This window comes from uncultured Capnocytophaga sp., from assembly GCF_937936315.1.
Lineage (GTDB): Bacteria > Bacteroidota > Bacteroidia > Flavobacteriales > Flavobacteriaceae > Capnocytophaga.
The window spans coordinates 40926-57091 of record NZ_CALGWU010000056.1 but is presented as its reverse complement, the minus strand read 5'-3'; the positions used below and the strand labels follow the sequence as shown (position 1 = coordinate 57091).

At 38.9% G+C, this 16166-nt stretch carries 17 protein-coding genes and 1 tRNA gene; 11 read left to right on the top strand and 7 right to left on the bottom strand.

The window, feature by feature from the left end:
- The first annotated feature begins 4 nt into the window (after positions 1 to 4).
- The 7 genes from lptC to Q0162_RS10405 all read left to right on the top strand — a co-directional run bounded on the left by lptC (position 5) and on the right by Q0162_RS10405 (position 6346).
- A complete protein-coding gene (lptC, locus tag Q0162_RS10435) occupies positions 5 to 574 on the top strand; it encodes an LPS export ABC transporter periplasmic protein LptC (protein WP_297891355.1) in 570 nt (189 codons plus the stop codon).
- 2 nt (positions 575 to 576) lie between these two features.
- The gene (locus tag Q0162_RS10430) at positions 577 to 762 is read left to right on the top strand and encodes a hypothetical protein (protein WP_297891352.1); all 186 of its coding nucleotides are present in this window, start codon (positions 577 to 579) and stop codon (positions 760 to 762) included.
- Between the two features lie 5 nt (positions 763 to 767).
- Positions 768 to 986 (top strand): uroporphyrinogen decarboxylase, encoded by a 219-nt coding sequence (locus tag Q0162_RS10425; protein WP_095902422.1) that lies wholly within the window; start codon positions 768 to 770, stop codon positions 984 to 986.
- A gap of 21 nt (positions 987 to 1007) precedes the next feature.
- On the top strand, positions 1008 to 3137 hold the full coding sequence (locus Q0162_RS10420) for a DPP IV N-terminal domain-containing protein (RefSeq protein ID WP_297891350.1): 2130 nt from the start codon (positions 1008 to 1010) through the stop codon (positions 3135 to 3137).
- Between the two features lie 11 nt (positions 3138 to 3148).
- On the top strand, positions 3149 to 3715 hold the full coding sequence (gene pth, locus Q0162_RS10415) for an aminoacyl-tRNA hydrolase (protein WP_297891347.1): 567 nt from the start codon (positions 3149 to 3151) through the stop codon (positions 3713 to 3715).
- A gap of 92 nt (positions 3716 to 3807) precedes the next feature.
- Entirely contained in the window at positions 3808 to 4266 is a 459-nt protein-coding gene (locus tag Q0162_RS10410) for a CopD family protein (RefSeq protein WP_297891344.1), read from the top strand.
- A gap of 10 nt (positions 4267 to 4276) precedes the next feature.
- Positions 4277 to 6346 carry a GDSL-type esterase/lipase family protein gene (locus Q0162_RS10405; protein ID WP_297891342.1) on the top strand — a complete coding sequence of 690 codons (2070 nt, stop codon included), beginning with the start codon at positions 4277 to 4279 and terminating at the stop codon, positions 6344 to 6346.
- Here the strand turns inward: Q0162_RS10405 and Q0162_RS10400 are convergent.
- Positions 6343 to 7467, bottom strand: coding sequence for a glycosyltransferase family 1 protein (locus Q0162_RS10400; protein ID WP_297891340.1), 1125 nt, complete (start codon positions 7465 to 7467; stop codon positions 6343 to 6345). The genes Q0162_RS10405 and Q0162_RS10400 overlap by 4 nt on opposite strands.
- Positions 7468 to 7690: 223 nt before the next feature.
- Here Q0162_RS10400 and Q0162_RS10395 point away from each other — a divergent pair, with 223 nt between their 5' ends.
- From Q0162_RS10395 to Q0162_RS10380, 4 genes are all read left to right on the top strand, one after another.
- Entirely contained in the window at positions 7691 to 8515 is an 825-nt protein-coding gene (locus Q0162_RS10395; RefSeq protein ID WP_297891338.1) for a thymidylate synthase, read from the top strand.
- A gap of 110 nt (positions 8516 to 8625) precedes the next feature.
- Positions 8626 to 9870, top strand: coding sequence for an alpha/beta hydrolase-fold protein (locus tag Q0162_RS10390; RefSeq protein WP_297891335.1), 1245 nt, complete (start codon positions 8626 to 8628; stop codon positions 9868 to 9870).
- A complete protein-coding gene (gene rfbC, locus Q0162_RS10385; protein WP_297891333.1) occupies positions 9851 to 10396 on the top strand; it encodes a dTDP-4-dehydrorhamnose 3,5-epimerase in 546 nt (181 codons plus the stop codon). Before Q0162_RS10390 ends, rfbC begins: the two co-directional genes overlap by 20 nt.
- A 107-nt stretch (positions 10397 to 10503) precedes the next feature.
- Positions 10504 to 10579, top strand: a tRNA-His gene (locus Q0162_RS10380).
- A 178-nt stretch (positions 10580 to 10757) separates the two neighbouring features.
- Here the strand turns inward: Q0162_RS10380 and Q0162_RS10375 are convergent.
- From Q0162_RS10375 to Q0162_RS10350, 6 genes are all read right to left on the bottom strand, one after another.
- Positions 10758 to 11321 (bottom strand): hypothetical protein, encoded by a 564-nt coding sequence (locus tag Q0162_RS10375; protein WP_297891330.1) that lies wholly within the window; start codon positions 11319 to 11321, stop codon positions 10758 to 10760.
- 225 nt (positions 11322 to 11546) lie between these two features.
- Complete coding sequence (locus Q0162_RS10370) at positions 11547 to 12413, bottom strand: glycosyltransferase family 2 protein (protein WP_297891329.1); 867 nt, start codon at positions 12411 to 12413, stop codon at positions 11547 to 11549.
- Positions 12413 to 13468: a glycosyltransferase family 4 protein gene (locus tag Q0162_RS10365; RefSeq protein WP_297891325.1), complete on the bottom strand. Its 1056-nt coding sequence runs from the start codon at positions 13466 to 13468 to the stop codon at positions 12413 to 12415. The genes Q0162_RS10370 and Q0162_RS10365 overlap by 1 nt, the downstream gene beginning before the upstream one ends.
- 9 nt (positions 13469 to 13477) lie before the next feature.
- The gene (locus Q0162_RS10360) at positions 13478 to 14437 is read right to left on the bottom strand and encodes a hypothetical protein (protein WP_297891323.1); all 960 of its coding nucleotides are present in this window, start codon (positions 14435 to 14437) and stop codon (positions 13478 to 13480) included.
- Between the two features lie 2 nt (positions 14438 to 14439).
- The gene (locus Q0162_RS10355) at positions 14440 to 15582 is read right to left on the bottom strand and encodes an NAD-dependent epimerase/dehydratase family protein (RefSeq protein ID WP_297891320.1); all 1143 of its coding nucleotides are present in this window, start codon (positions 15580 to 15582) and stop codon (positions 14440 to 14442) included.
- A complete protein-coding gene (locus Q0162_RS10350; RefSeq protein ID WP_297891318.1) occupies positions 15582 to 16130 on the bottom strand; it encodes an acyltransferase in 549 nt (182 codons plus the stop codon). The genes Q0162_RS10355 and Q0162_RS10350 overlap by 1 nt, the downstream gene beginning before the upstream one ends.
- Positions 16131 to 16166 lie beyond the last annotated feature (36 nt).

Genomic DNA, 16166 nt, shown 5'->3' with positions numbered 1-16166 from the left:
CTATATGAAAATAAGTTTTTTTAATATCGTAAAAAGTATTGCCGTACTATCAGGTATGGCAATGCTTTTTTCGTGTAACAACGATATGCACAACCTACAGCAACTCAGTATACAAAAAAAATTCCCTCAAGGCGAAGCTTATAATTTTAAACTCGTTTATACTGATTCAACTAAAGTTGTTGCCATTGTTACTAGCCCCCTCAACAAAGATTATACAAACCAACGAATGCCCTATTCCGAGTTCCCCGATGGTGTAAAAGTAGAATTCTATGACCAACAACGCCATAAAAACATCATCGAAGCTCAATATGGAATCATTTACCCTTCTTCGGATATCGTAGAACTGCGCAACAATGTAGTACTTACTACCTACGACGGCAAACGTCTAAAAACCGAACAACTCTTTTGGGATCAAAAAGAAGATTGGATTTTTACCGATAAAGAATTTAGTTTTACCGATGAAGCCAAAGGCACCATCACCAATGGTATAGGTATGGATTTCGATAAGAAATTCTCTACCGTTAAAGCCCATAAAACCACTGGTATTTTGGCTATCGACGACAAAGATGAATAATTATGAATGCACGTGTTTTTTTTGAATACGCCTATTTGGCTATCGCTTTCTATTGTGCCTACCAAGTGTATGTCCTCTATAATACCCCCGACCGCACCCAGTGGTATATGTACATAGCTTTTACTCTCGGCGCATTGGCTATGTTTTGGTTCAGACGCAATACCCGACTTAAAAACCGCAGACGATAATGACTATAGTTAATATTATTGGATATGCTGCTTCACTCTTCATAGTGCTCAGCTTCCTTATTAAAGATAACCTTTTGTACATACGCCTTACCAACTTGGTGGGGTGTGCTCTTTTTGTAATTTATGGATATTTCATCAATAGTATCCCCGTAATTCTGCCCAACGCCTTTTTAGTAGTCGTACAAATCGTGTATATTTGGAGAGAATTAAACAAGAAAAAATAATTACATCACAAATTTTATTTTATGAAAAGAATAACACTTTTCCTTTTAGGAACCTTTTTCTCCCTTTCAGCTCTTGCTCAAAACCGCAAACTCTCAGTAGCCGAATCGGTGTTTTACGCCGTGCAAGATCCCTCTAATCCAATGGGATACCGCTATCTATTCCCCGAAACTCTCGAGAGCCTTCGTTGGTTCAAAGATAGTGATGTGTATCTTTATGCCAAAGACGGAAACTACCTTATTTTCAACCCAAAAGGGGAGCAAATAGGAAGTATAAACGCTGAACAACTTAACGGCGATATCTTGCTGATTGACAAAAATGAAATCGTAACCAAATCCGAAAATACCTTCTACCGCTATAACGGCGATGGCAAGCAGATTTTGGCAACGATTGCTCTTCCTAAAGGTAGTGAAAATGCCGAATACGACCCTCAAGCGAAAGTAGTGGCTTATACACTCAATAACAATTTGTATTTCGCTAACAGCGAGAGTGATAAAAAAGCGATTACCTCATTTACCGATACCAATATAGTAGCTGGAAAAGCAATTCACCGCAATGAATTTGGTATCAACAAAGGAATTTTCTTCTCTCCTAAAGGCAACTATGTAGCTTTCTATCAAAAAGATGAAAGCAAAGTCGCCGATTATCCTTTAGTAGATATCACCACTACCCCTGCAACACTCAAATCTATAAAATATCCAATGGCAGGACAACCCAGTGAACAGGCTGCCGTAGGGATTTACGACTTCCAAAACCAAAAGGTGCTGTACTTAGATATCGATACCACCGATGAACACTTCCTCACAAACTTAGCTTGGAGTCCCGATGAACGTTATATTTTGTTAGCCGAAGTTAATCGCGCTCAAAACCACTTCGCTCTCAATCGCTACGATGCGCGCACAGGTAAAAAAGTAAATACCATTTTTGAAGAGCGTAATGCTAAATGGGTTGAACCCGAAAAACCTGCCGTTTTCTTGCCTAACAAAACTGATGAGTTCTTGTGGTTGAGCGAACGCAACGGATTTACCAATGTGTATCATTACAACACCAATGGCAAACTCATCAAGCAAATCACTAATTTCCAATGGGTAGTGCAAGATATTTTAGGTTTCGATGCACAAGGCAAATATGTGTTTATCACAGGTACAGGTGCCGACCCGCGTGAGCAACACGCCTTCAAAATAGACCTCAAAAACCCTAAAAAAATAACTGCCCTTACTCCCGAGGCAGGCTCTCATAATGTACAGTTAAGCCATAGTGGTAACTATCTGTTAGATAGCTATAGCAGCATTACAATCCCTCAAAACACAGACCTTATCAGTACCGATAAAGGCAACAAGCAACGTTTGTTCACTGCTAAAAATCCATTGGAAGGTATAGCTGTAGGAACTACCGAGTTTGTTACTCTAAAAGCTGAAGACGGCACGCCTCTTTACGGCAAATTGCACAAACCTACTACTTTAGACCCTAACAAAAAATACCCCGTACTCATTTACGTATATGGAGGTCCTCACGCTCAACAAGTGAAAAACGAATGGTTAGCCGATACTTATTTGTGGTTACATTCATTCGTAGAGAACGAACAGTATATCGTTTTTACTTTGGACAATCGCGGCAGTGAAAACCGAGGATTTGCTTTCGAGAGTGTTATCCACCGCCATTTAGGAGAAACCGAAATAAAAGACCAACTCAAAGGGGTAGAATACCTCAAGAGTTTGCCTTATGTCGATGGAAATCGTATAGCTGTACACGGTTGGAGCTTCGGAGGATTTATGGCTTCGAGCCTGCTCACCCGCCACCCCGATGTGTTTACCACCGCTGTAGCTGGAGGGGCTGTAACCGATTGGAAATACTACGAGGTAATGTATGGCGAACGCTATATGGATACCCCAAAAGAAAACCCCGAAGGTTATGAGAACAGCCGAGTAGGTAAATACCTCAATAACCTCAATCGTCCGTTGTTGTTCATTCACGGTAGTATAGACGATGTAGTTGTCCCTCAACACCTAATGACTATCACCCGCGATGCTATCAAGAAAAATAAATTTATAGATACTTTTATCTACCCAATGCACGCCCACGGAGTGAGAGGCAGTGACCACATTCACCTCACTCAACAAATCATAGATTACATCAAAACAAATAACTTGTAACTATCCGTTCTATGAAAAAATACTTAATCGCCTGTTTAGGCAATATAGGTGCTGAATATGCAAATACACGCCACAATATCGGTTTTATGGTAGCTGATACCTTGGCCAAAATACACAATGCTACCTTCAGCACTCAAAAATTAGGCGACCTGACAGAAATAAAAGTAAAAGGACGCACTTTCATACTGCTAAAACCTTCTACTTATATGAACCTCAGCGGTAAAGCGGTGCGCTATTGGATGGAAAAAGAGAACATTCCGTTAGAAAATCTCTTAGTCATCACCGATGATTTGAATATTTCGTTTGGCACTATCCGCATCAAAGGCAAAGGAAGTGATGGCGGTCATAACGGACTTAAAGATATTCAAGCCCAGCTCAATACCCAGCAATACGCGCGTTTGCGTTTTGGGATTAGCAGTAATTTTGAGTCAGGTAAGCAAATAGACTATGTACTCGGCGAGTGGACTCCCGAAGAAAAAAATCTCCTCCCCGAACGTTTAGAAAAATGCGCTGAAGCCGTAATTTCTTTTGGCTTAGCAGGACTTAATATCACAATGAACACCTTTAATAATAAATAGGAATTAGAATTTAGAATTTAGGAAATAGGAAGCATACTCCCTATCCCCTGACCCCTAAAACCTGATACCTGATACCTGAAACCTAAAAAACTATGTACACACATCACATTCTCCTCGTTCTGCACCTCATTGCTGCCACCATTTGGGTAGGCGGACACTTAGTATTGGCTATTGGCTATTTGCCCAAAGCCCTCAAGCATAAAGATTTCAGCTATATAGGCAATTTCGAAAAGACTTACGAGCCTATTGGTATGCCGTCATTGGCAGTGTTAGTCATCACAGGCATCTTAATGGCTTACGACTACAACGCTGGTTTCAGTTCTTGGTTCTCATTTGCAAGCCCTATAGAGCGAGTGGTATCACTAAAACTCGCTTTTTTCCTCACCTCTATCTGTTTTGCTATTTCGGCACAAACACGTGTGTTGCCAAAACTGCGAAAAGGTCAGATCAACAAGTTACCCGAAATGGCTGTACACATCATCTGCGTAACTCTTATTGGAGTCGTGATGGTAATACTCGGAAGCTTAGTAAGAATAGGGGGATTATTATAATTAGCAACCAATGAAAAAACAAATCTTCTTTATCAGTGCCTTATTACTCAGTTCTCTGGGTTGGGGACAAAAAAAAACAATTAAAGTAGCCTGTGTAGGTAATAGCATTACCTATGGCTATGGCATCGAAAACCGTGAACAAAATAGCTACCCTTCTGTGCTACAACACCTTTTAGGAAAAGGCTATGAGGTAGGTAATTTCGGACATTCGGGCGCTACCCTACTCAACAAAGGCCATCGCCCTTACATACAGCAAGAGGCTTATAAACAAGCCCTTAATTTCGCAGGTGACATCGTAGTTATTCACTTAGGTATCAATGATACCGACCCGCGTAACTGGCCTAACTACCGCGATAATTTTGTGAAAGATTATCTATCGCTCATCGATGATTTCAAAAAAGCAAACCCTAAAGCGCACTTCGTTATCGCACGTATGAGTCCGCTATCACACCGCCACCACCGATTTGAATCGGGAACACGCGATTGGCACGCCGAAATACAACAAGCCATTGCGCTCGTTGCTCAGCAAACAAACGCCCAACTCATCGATTTTCACGAACCTCTTTACCACTTCCCGCAAATGCTCCCCGATGCCGTACACCCCAATGCACAAGGGGCAGCTATCTTGGCGCAAGTAGTCTTTGGTGCTATTACAGGCAACTATGGAGGCTTGCAACTCCCTGAAATCTATTCTGATAATATGGTATTGCAACACGGACAACCCTTACCTTTGCACGGCATTGCCAATGCAGACACTAAAATCACTGTAACAATAGGCAAACAGCAACTCAACACCACTGCCGATAGCAATGGCAAATGGCAAGTAACCTTAGCACCGCTTGCTGCCAAAGAAACTTATACTTTGCAAATTACCGCAGGTAAAGAAAAACGTATTTTTAAGAATGTAGTTGCGGGTGAAGTGTGGCTTTGTTCAGGACAATCGAATATGGAGTTTGAAATGTTCCAAGCCTCAACGGGCGAAAGAGATATCCCACAAGCCGAAAATCCTAACATCCGCTTGTTCGATATGGAAGCTCGCTGGCGTACTGATAATGCTAACGCTTGGGAGAACTCAGCCTTGGATTCTGTCAATGTGTTACAATACTATAAACCTGCTCAATGGGAAGTTTGCTCCCCTAAAACCATACGTGCCTTTTCGGCAGTAGCCTATTATTTCGGTCGTACCCTACAAAAAGATTTGGATATGCCTATAGGTCTCATCTGCAATGCCGTAGGTGGATCACCTACCGAATCATGGATAGACCGCCATACACTAGAATACGAGTTCCCTCGTATCCTTAATAATTGGCGTGAAAACGATTTTATAATGGATTGGGTACGACAGCGTGCAGGCGAGAATATCGCTAAAGCTACCGATAAATTACAACGCCACCCTTATGAACCTGCTTATCTGTTTGAAGCTGGAATACTGCCTTTAGCTCAGTTCCCTATCAAAGGGGTGATTTGGTATCAAGGCGAATCCAACGCTCATAACAAAGATGCTCATAGCAAGTTGTTCCCCCTATTAGTAAAAAGTTGGCGCACCGAGTTTAACAATCCCCAAATGCCTTTCTATTACGTACAATTATCAAGTATTAACCGCCCGTCTTGGGGTTGGTTTAGAGACAGTCAGAGACGATTGATGAAGGTTGTGCCTCATAGCGGAATGGCTGTATCATACGATTATGGTCACCCCTCCGATGTACACCCCAAAAACAAACAACCTATAGGAGAACGCCTAGCTCAATGGGCTTTGAACGATACTTATGGAAAAAAGGTAATCCCTTCTGGCCCTTTGTTCCGTTCAGCAACTTTCAATGGAAAAGTCGCTACCATTTCTTTTGACTATGCCCAAGGAATGCACTCTGCCGATGGCAAAACGTTGCGCGGTTTTGAACTTTCTAACGGCAATGGAATTTTCTATCCGGCAACAGCCGAAGTTGTAGGAGAAGAAGTAAAAGTAACAAGTCAAAAGGTAAGTAACCCTAAAGTTGTTCGCTATGGCTTTAGCCCTGTTACCGACGGAAATTTAGTGAATGAAGCTAATTTGCCCGCCAGTACCTTCACAAGCGAACCCTAACTCCTATTCCCTGTTACCTGATTATAAACTTTTATTAGTTCCTGAAATACAGCATCATCAGTAAAGCGTTGTGCATAGTGATAGCCTTTGGCAATCATTTGAGTGCGCAGCGCTTCATCGGTAGTGATTTTCACTATAGCCTCGCGTATTTCGGTAGCCGCTCGGTCTAAATTCACATAGATAGAATGAGTTCCTCCTGCTTCGGGAAAACAACTGCCCTTAGAAGTGATAACGGGCGTTTTAGAAAATAAGGCTTCTATAATGGGAATGCCAAAGCCTTCAAACACTGAGGGATAACAGAACACGGTTGCTAACTGGTAGATAATTGCCAAATCTTCCATTGATACCCCGCTGAGCAACTGCACACGCTCACTGAGGTTATGCGCCTCACAATACCTCTTTATCTCCTCGTAGTATTGAGTGGGCTTGCCTACCAATACCAGCGATATATCTTCAAGAGGGTCAATAGCTTTTACTATTTCGAGAGCATTTTTGCGAGATTCTATAGCCCCCACATTCAGTACAAAACGTTTAGGAAGCTGATATTTTTGGCGTATAGCAGCTTTTTCATCCTCAGTATATGTTTGCTTAAACGCCTTGTGACAACCTTGATATACTACCGTAATTTTCTCTTCGGGAACATCCAAATAAGTAATAATATCGCGTTTCGTCTGTTCGCTAATAGCGATGATATGCTGGGCGTTTTGGGCAGCATAAAGAAACTTTTTATAGTGAATTTTTCTGTCAAAATACGAATACCATTGGGGGTAGCGCATAAAAATAAGGTCGTGAATAGTTACCACCGTAGGCAAATGCTGAGCGATACCTTTGGGAATTTCTCCCGAAAGCCCGTGGTAGAGATCTATGGGTAGTTTTTGAGCTATATCGGTGATTCTCAAACTGCGCCAAAGACTTTTAAATTTGCGCCAAAAGAAAGATTGAGGAGTGATTTCAGTAGTATTTTCATCAATTTTTACCCCTAAAAATTTGCGTTTTTGAGGGTTGAATAGGTACAAATGCCCTACCTTATGCTCTTGAAGCATACGAATCAGATCACGGCTATAGTTACCTAAACCACGGAAATTATGAAAAGCCCTTTTAGCATCGAGAGCAATGTTCATCGTATAATTTTTTTTGTTAAGAAGGCAAAGATACAAATATTTAGCAAATTGGCAAATTGACAAATTATCCGTACTTTTGCGCCCTGCTAATATCTAAATATAGATTTAGCACTAGTTATTATACCTTATAAACACTCACTTATTGCTACAATCCCCTTGGGAGAAACCTCTGAATACTCAGAAGAGAGTATGCTGAAAACAAGGGTGAGGCTATTATATCAAAATGAAAGTATATCACGACCTTTTGCGCCATATCCTCGAAAATGGCTATTCTAAAGACGATCGCACTGGTACCGGTACTACCAGCGTGTTCGGTTACCAAATGCGCTTTGACCTCAGCAAGGGATTCCCTTTAGTTACTACTAAAAAAGTCCATCTAAAATCAGTTATTTACGAACTCTTGTGGTTCTTAAAGGGCGATACCAATATCAAATACCTTACCGATAACGGCGTGCGCATTTGGAATGAATGGGCTGATGAGAACGGCGACCTTGGTCCTGTATATGGTGCTCAATGGCGTAATTGGAATGGTGAAGCTATCGACCAGATAAAAACCGTAGTCAAAACCCTTAAAAGCAACCCTGAAAGCCGCCGCATTATTGTATCAGCTTGGAATCCTTCGGTATTACCCGATACAGGGAAATCGTTTGCCGAGAATGTAGCCAACGGCAAAGCCGCCTTGCCGCCTTGCCACGCCCTCTTTCAGTTCTATGTTGCCGATGGCAAGCTCTCTTGTCAGTTGTATCAACGCAGCGCCGATGTGTTTTTAGGAGTACCCTTCAACATAGCCTCATATGCCCTACTGACAATGATGCTTGCCCAAGTATGTGATTTGCAAATAGGTGATTTTGTGCATACTTTTGGCGACGTACACATCTACAACAACCATCGCGAACAAGTAGCTTTGCAACTCAGCCGTACCCCTCGTGAACTGCCTACTATGCACCTCAACCCAGCTATAAAAGACCTTTTTGCTTTCGATTACGAGGATTTCCGTTTAGAAGGCTACGATCCCTATCCCGCCATTAAAGCACAAGTATCAGTATAATTAGTAAATTACCCTCCCTCCGTTAAAGTTTCGTTAAAAAGCAGTGGATAACTTTTTTATATAAGCCTTTTTTAGTTATTTTGTACGCTCAAACAAAAAAATCTATGCAGATGAAGAAATTATGTACACTCCTTATGGCCATACTAATGGCACAAAGTATTTTTGCTCAAATTAGCAACGAAACTTTCACCTCTGGCAAAACCGGCAATCGTCAGAAATTAGGTATCTACAAACCCGCTGGTTACACCGATAAACAAACCTACCCACTCATAGTAGTGCTAAATGCCAACACCCTAATGGAGCCTGTGGTAACTGCTGTGCGCTACTATGAGCAATTTCAGGAAATGCCCAAATGTATAGTAGTAGGTGTATTCGATGAAAAGTTAGAAGAAGTAGCTGTTATTGATGAGGTAGGACGCCCTATGAATGAGTCTGCGCGCTATTTCGAGTTTATTTCCAATGAATTAGTACCCTATATACAAGGCAAATACCCTATCGCCAACTTCAAAGGAATTGTAGCATCTGAAGAAGCTGGTTTCTTAATTAACTACTACCTGCTCAACCCTAAGTCGCCTTTCAGTATGTACGTAAGTTTAAACCCTACGGTTATACCGCGTATGGCACCCGAATTTGCCAGTGCTCTTGCTATGGGAGCATCAAAAGATCAACACCGATTGTATTACTATATGGCTACTGCCGATATAGAAAACAAACTCAACTACGATAAAACTATCAATTTTGAAAAAGGCTTGCGTTCTGTACCCTTACACGAATCGGTAGTCTATCGCTTTGCCGATATGAAAGGAAACTCCATCAACTCCAGCAAATTACAAGGAATCGCACAAGCGTTCGACGAGTGTTTTGATATCTACAAACCCATAGGTGGCAAGGAATACAAAACCCAAATGGAAACCCTTAGCAACAATATTTTTGAATATTTAGAGAACAAGTACAACACTATTGAACAGTATATCGGACTCAAAAAGAAACCATTGCTCAACGATATAATGGCAACCTACACCGCTATCAAATCGGCTGCTGATTGGGAATCACTTAGAAAGTTAGCAAAATATGTAGAAAGCAATGGCTATGTAAAAACCGCTATGCCTAACTTTTTCCTTGCCGAATACTACGAAAAAACAGAAGATTATAAAAAAGCTTTGAAAGTTTATCAGAAATCATATACTGAATCCAACATAGATTTCATTACTGGTGACCTCATTACCGAGCGTATTAATGCACTCAAAAGCAATAGAAACTTAGGAAAATCCTCTAAAAAATCTAAAAAAATTGTAGAGGAAATTTCAGACCCCATAGACGAACAAACCCCCACTGATGAAAGTAATCAAAACTAAATTAGAAGGTGTGGTGATTATAGAACCACAAGTATTTTTTGACGACAGAGGATATTTTTTCGAGTCGTTTTCACAACAGCGTTTCAACGAACAAGTAGCCCCCATCACATTTGTACAGGACAACGAATCAAAATCCAGCTATGGCGTATTGCGCGGCTTGCATTTCCAAAAACCACCTTTCGCACAATCCAAATTAGTGCGCGTAGTGAAAGGCAAAGTATTGGATGTAGCAGTAGATTTGCGCAAAGACTCTCTCACCTTTGGGCAATACGAATCAGTAGTGCTTAGTGAGGAAAACAAACGACAGTTTTTTATTCCACATGGTTTTGCACATGGTTTTGCAGTACTCAGTGAAGAAGCTATTTTTCAGTACAAATGCGACAACTACTACGCTCCACAGAGCGAGGGAAGTGTACGTTGGAACGACCCTACTATAGGGATAGATTGGCAACTGCCCGAAAAAGATATTATTCTATCGGCAAAAGATGAAAAAGCCCCTCTCTTATCACAATTAACAAGTATTTAAAAATCAAATCTATACGAACTTTTCACTTTTCACTTTTCACTTTTCACTTAAAAAAGTTTGGTAGTTTCAAAAAAAGGTATTACTTTTGCCCCCGAAAAAATAAAGATGGTGGTCTTAGCTCAGTTGGTTAGAGCGTCGGATTGTGGTTCCGAAGGTCGTGGGTTCGAGCCCCATATTCCACCCAAAGGGAAAAACCTAATAAAAATACGCCTTAGAGCGTATTTTTTTATGTCTACACTTTAGAAAACTTACTTGCTATAAGCTAAAGATACTAAAGAGTGAAATTATAAGAACAATAGGTTCATCTTTTGAGAGGTGAACCTATTGTTTTTTTAATGGATGTTATGGTAACGGGTAATTTTTAGAGAGTTATCTCTTTAGTGGTTTGGTTACCGGGGCGGTCGGTAGCGGTTACGACTATTTTATCGCCTGAGAGAGAAGTATTGGTAGCGGTGGTGCTATAGATCCATTTGCCTTCTCGGAGTGTTGCTTCACCTTGTTCTACGGTACTTTCGTCGCTACCTACGATAGCTACTTTCACTTTGGTTACCTTAAAATTATCGGTTACTGCAATCGCTATTTTTTCTCCACTTGCAAGACCTTTGTAGGCTGAGACGTCTACGGTTTCTATCACGGGAGCTTTGAGGAAATCGGCGACAGCGAGGTTGTAGGCTGTTACACCTTTGCGTTTGAGGGCTTCGGTGGTGTAGGCTTCTTTAAGCGCATTGTCTTGCAAAGCGTTTTTGCCGTAGGTGATAGCCTTTGAGAATTTTGTTTGCTGTGCTAATTGTTTAGCGGTAGGCTTTTTGGTGCGTACTGGGAATTTAGAAACGATGGTTTCGCCATTGCGTTGACTGAACACGATTTGTTTACCAATTCGACCTGAAAGGCCTTCTGTTACGATGTTGTTAATACTTTTTGCCATTTTTGTTTGATTTTAAAATTGTTCATAATTAGGAGTTAGGGAAAAGTGAAAAGTGAAAAGTGGATAGTGCTGGACACGTCAGCCTGTCCAGAGGGGCTGACCACTATTCTATTTCCTATTTCATTTCTGAACTTTATTTCCTAACTTTTACGGTGCAAAATTGGGGTGAATTTTGGGGATGTGCAAAAAGTTGTAACGACAGGTAACAGTTTTGTAACAGGGGTATTATGTTAAATGGTTGATGGAGTGGTTATTGTTTAGTTTTTTTATTTCTTGGAGGGTTTGGGTGTTTACAGATTTTCTTTCTTTATCGAAAAACCATCCATATTTATTAAAGTAATAGATTGCTGATTTGATGTGAGCTTTTAATAGTTTGATATTTTTATAGGATGCTTTTTGGTATTCGTGAACGACAACGGCATCGGGGAAGAATACGGTTTTGTAGTCGCGGTGTATTCGGCGATTTAGGTCGAAATCTTCGAGATACATAAATATATTTTCGTCGAATAGTCCGACTTTTTCAAGGGCTTTGGTTCTCAAGAACATAAAGCAGCCTGAAAGGATTGGGATATTCATTATTTTGTTATATCCGAAGGCGTGTAGTTCGAAATGTTTGTTATTATTTTCTTTCCATTTTTTAAAAGGGATGAGGTTAAATCGTCTAAAGAACAGGTCGATGGGAGTAGGCAGGAGTTTGCAGAGGTATTGCAGTTGTCCGTTAGGATATATAATTTTAGGCATTATATTACCTACCTCGGGGTTCTCATTCATATATAGGGTAAGTTTTTCGAGGGTATTTTCTTGTATGATAAGGTCGGGGTTTAGGACTATGTGATAAGGGAGGCCTTGTTCTATAGTTTTTTTGATAGCGACATTATGAGCTTTTCCATAGCCCATATTTTGGTTATTGAAAATATAGTGAATTTCCTTATCGGGGTACATTGTTAGTACTTTTTTGAGGAGATCGGTGGGGGAGTTGTCTACAAGGAACAGCTGTAGATCCTCACTTTTGCAAGCGAAGTAGCTATCGATGACCTTTTTTAATGGTGTAAGGTCTGTTTGGTATAAAACTATGGAGGCTGAGAGTTTCATTAGTTTTTGCAATATAGTTTTAAATATTGATTACACATATTTTCAATACTATAATCATTTATGGCACGATTATATATATTTGTAGCGTATTGCTGTTTGTTATTATATGCTTTTGTGATAGCATTGGCTAAAGAGGGGATGTTGTCTAACTGGTAGAAAACGGCTTCATTTTGGTTGTATTGTTCTTTAAAAATAGCAATATTAGAACATACGGTAGGTAATTTGCATTGTCCTGCTTCAATAAGTGAGAGGCTAAACCCCTCGGAATAAGAGGTTGCAGCATATACATCAAAATACTTCAAGTAACTAATAGCGTTCTTTTTGTAGCCTAAAAATAAACATCTATCGGCTACACTTTGTTCATTTGCTAATTTTTGTAAATTTTCTTTTTCAGCCCCCTCTCCTATCACTATGAAAAAATAGTCAGGTAAATACTTTAGGGCTAATATCGTTTGGTGTACGCCTTTTATTTTGGTAACCATACAGTGAATGCCTATGATTTTAAACTGTTTTTTGATGGCTAATAGTTTTGAATGTTCTTCTACAGGGGCATTTATTATTTCTTTAGAAAAAGTTCTACCGTTATAAATTACGTTACTTGCTTTTTTTATACGATTTTTGTAAGTATGCTCCATTATATGAGAGAGGTATACTATCTGATCTTGTTTTTTAAGGGCGTTTATCCATACTTTTTCAAAAATGAATGCTACAACTCTATTATAGGTATTTTTTAGAGTTTGATACATGAACTGATGTAGGGTGGATACGAACTTAGATTTATGAGTTTTTTTTCGGTGATACCAAATGTAAAGGTCAGGGCGGAGCATGTGCGTATGCACTACATCGTATTTATTGAAATCAATTTTCTGAAAGAAAGAAATTCTATAGGTATTACAAGGGAAAGAAATAGGGTCGTCTTTTTGGTCGAAATAATAGACCTCTATTAGATCGACTTTGCTTATAAGTCCTTGAATGATATCTTTAGCGACAATGATGGGGCCTTCGTTAGTGAGCGAGGGTAATATAAAAGCTATTTTGATTTTACTTTGGTTCATTTTTCTATATTATTCTAAAATAGTTTTTAGCCAATTGTCTATATATAATTGATCTGTGAGAGAATTTTTTTCTTGTTTTTCGAAAGGTAATAATTCTATGTTATTTACGTCAAAAATTTGTGCCCAAGTTTTATTGTATAGGGGGTCTTTTTGTATAGATTTATTAGTTGTTAATATTTTTTTACCAGCTCCATAAGTTTCAGTAACTCTCATAGATAATCCAGTTTGGGTAGAGTGATTGATATCTACTACTATATCACATTTGGATAGGGAGTCTATATATTCTTGACGGCTCATAGGGGCAAATGACAGTAGGGATTTATCTAAAGGGATGCGCAATAAATATTTATACTTAAAAAAAGTACGGAAAGGGATGTAGCAAAAGTGTTTTATAGTTAAGTTATTTTTTTTGCAATAATCTAGAACTTTTGCTGTACCTTCATATCGTTCCATTGAAAAAGAGTTGAGCAGGAAAAAATTGTATTGGATAGGTTCCTTAGAGTTTTTTATTTTTTTGATATCCTCAGTATAGAATAATTGCAGGAAATTCATATCATTTCTTTGTTCGAAATCTTGATAATCAAAAGTGTATGATTTATCAAAATGAGGGATTAAATATTCATAAGGATTTTTTTTCAGAGAATCCCACTGGTACATTTTAGTTTGTATATTAGGGAATTTCTTTTTTAATTTTTTGATAAAAGAAACTGGCATTTTATATCCTCTAATGACAAATAGATCTGTAATATTTTCTTCTTTTTTAATTTTTTGCCATATAAAGAAGAAAAGGAATTGTTGATATAGATTAATCAGTTTAGGGTGTATGTTGTTTAGGAGGGTAAAGAGCCAATTAGCTTTTCGTTCGGGGAAAAAAAATGTTTCACCGAACAATTCCTTTAGTTTTTCTGTGATTATTTTATGATAATCATAAAACACAGGTGCGATAAATATTATTTTTCTTTTTTCCATACCTATTTATACAATCCTTTGGCTTTCATTTCGTCTATAGACTGTTGGTATTTATCTTCTTCTATTTCTTGAGTGTTTACCCAATTGGTAAACTGTTTTAGGCCTTCTTTAAAAGATATTTTAGGTTCAAATCCTAACAATTGTTTTGCTTTAGTGATGTCGGCGTAATTATGGCGGATATCTCCTAAGCGATAGTTGCCCGATATAGTAATGGGTACTTGAATGCCATAATTGTTTGAAAGCTCCGTAGCTACAGTGATTACATCAGTAGCTACTCCTGTTCCCACATTGAATACTTGGTTGTTAGCAGTTTCTTTTTCTATACCCAAAACGGTAGCATCTACTACATCGCTGATAAATACGAAATCGCGTGTTTCTTTTCCATCTTCAAAAATATTGATGCCATTGCCATTTTTTATTTGGGTAGAAAAAATGGAAAGGATGCCTGTATAAGGATTTTTAAGTGATTGACCTGGTCCATATACATTTTGGTAACGGAAAGCCACCCCTGCAATACCTATAGTAGGACAGACTGTCATTACCAATTGTTCTTGTACTTGTTTGGTGATGCCATATACCGAGGTAGGGTGAATGATAGCATCTTCGGTAGTAGCGACTAATTCAAGGACATCAGAATGATTTTGAGGGTCTTTTACTTCAAAATCACCTTTTTGCATATCCTCATCAGTACGTTGTAGAGGATAAACAAAGGTATTTTTAGTTTTGTTGTAGTACTTACCTTCTCCATAAATAGCACGAGAGGATGCTACTACTACTTTTTTTACCGAATGTTTCTCATTGGTAAGAATATCCAATAACAAAGCTGTAGCTCCTATATTGACATCAGTATAATGTTGTATTTCATACATTGATTGCCCTGTACCTGTTTCGGCAGCTAAATGTACGATAACAGTGTTATTAGCAATAGCTTTTTGCAAAGTTTCACGACAAGCTACTGTACCTTTAATAAACTGCACTTTATCCTTAATACTGAGGTATAAAGGAGATGTTTTTTCAGGGTTTTTGCCGTGAATTTGTTCTGATAGGTTATCGAGTACTGTTACTTGGTGTCCTTTTTTGAGGAGGGCTAAAGCCAGGTTAGATCCTATAAAGCCAGCACCTCCTGTAATAAGTATTTTTTCCATTAGTCTATAAAATTACCGTTGTTATCTGTTTTTCTCCATTTTTGTTGTTCAAAGCAATAGCGCTTTATTATTTTGGCAGGAGCTCCTACGATTACGCAATAATCGGGAAAATCTTTGGTTACTACTGAATTAGCTCCTACAACACAATGTTTACCTATAGAAGCTCCTATTATACAAACATTTTCTCCTAACCAACTGCCTTCCCCTATTTCTACTTCTTTTTTTTGTACAATAGGTTGCTTTATAATAGGAGTGTTGATATCTTCATAGCCGTGCAAGTTGTCGGAGATATAGACTTTATCAGCAGTTAGTACATCTTTCCTAATAATAATGGATTGGGTAGCATAAATGTGATTAAAATTTCCTATATGTACACCATCTTCAATGACAAGTTTGCTTTTTTCTCCAGTGAGAGGCATAGCAGCTAACCAAGTTTTATACGCTATAGAAACCCCACTTCCGATCTCTATATTTTCAATTCCATCAATTTTTAGAGGAGAGTGTAGATATGATTTTTTGCCAAAAAATTTAAATCTATATTTATACAATAAGGTTATAAATCGCAATTTTAATGCGGTTGAATA

What these genes read in the sequence shown, in the direction of transcription:
- Q0162_RS10420 (WP_297891350.1), top strand. Translation starts at nt 1,008, where the DNA reads ATGAAAAGAATAACACTTTTCCTTTTAGGAACCTTTTTCTCCCTTTCA.
- Q0162_RS10405 (WP_297891342.1), top strand. Translation starts at nt 4,277, where the DNA reads ATGAAAAAACAAATCTTCTTTATCAGTGCCTTATTACTCAGTTCTCTG.
- Q0162_RS10395 (WP_297891338.1), top strand. Translation starts at nt 7,691, where the DNA reads ATGAAAGTATATCACGACCTTTTGCGCCATATCCTCGAAAATGGCTAT.
- Q0162_RS10355 (WP_297891320.1), bottom strand. Translation starts at nt 15,582, where the DNA reads ATGGAAAAAATACTTATTACAGGAGGTGCTGGCTTTATAGGATCTAAC.
- Q0162_RS10370 (WP_297891329.1), bottom strand. Translation starts at nt 12,413, where the DNA reads ATGAAACTCTCAGCCTCCATAGTTTTATACCAAACAGACCTTACACCA.
- lptC (WP_297891355.1), top strand. Translation starts at nt 5, where the DNA reads ATGAAAATAAGTTTTTTTAATATCGTAAAAAGTATTGCCGTACTATCA.
- Q0162_RS10430 (WP_297891352.1), top strand. Translation starts at nt 577, where the DNA reads ATGAATGCACGTGTTTTTTTTGAATACGCCTATTTGGCTATCGCTTTC.
- Q0162_RS10410 (WP_297891344.1), top strand. Translation starts at nt 3,808, where the DNA reads ATGTACACACATCACATTCTCCTCGTTCTGCACCTCATTGCTGCCACC.
- rfbC (WP_297891333.1), top strand. Translation starts at nt 9,851, where the DNA reads ATGAAAGTAATCAAAACTAAATTAGAAGGTGTGGTGATTATAGAACCA.
- pth (WP_297891347.1), top strand. Translation starts at nt 3,149, where the DNA reads ATGAAAAAATACTTAATCGCCTGTTTAGGCAATATAGGTGCTGAATAT.
- Q0162_RS10400 (WP_297891340.1), bottom strand. Translation starts at nt 7,467, where the DNA reads ATGAACATTGCTCTCGATGCTAAAAGGGCTTTTCATAATTTCCGTGGT.
- Q0162_RS10390 (WP_297891335.1), top strand. Translation starts at nt 8,626, where the DNA reads ATGAAGAAATTATGTACACTCCTTATGGCCATACTAATGGCACAAAGT.
- Q0162_RS10365 (WP_297891325.1), bottom strand. Translation starts at nt 13,468, where the DNA reads ATGAACCAAAGTAAAATCAAAATAGCTTTTATATTACCCTCGCTCACT.
- Q0162_RS10360 (WP_297891323.1), bottom strand. Translation starts at nt 14,437, where the DNA reads ATGGAAAAAAGAAAAATAATATTTATCGCACCTGTGTTTTATGATTAT.
- Q0162_RS10375 (WP_297891330.1), bottom strand. Translation starts at nt 11,321, where the DNA reads ATGGCAAAAAGTATTAACAACATCGTAACAGAAGGCCTTTCAGGTCGA.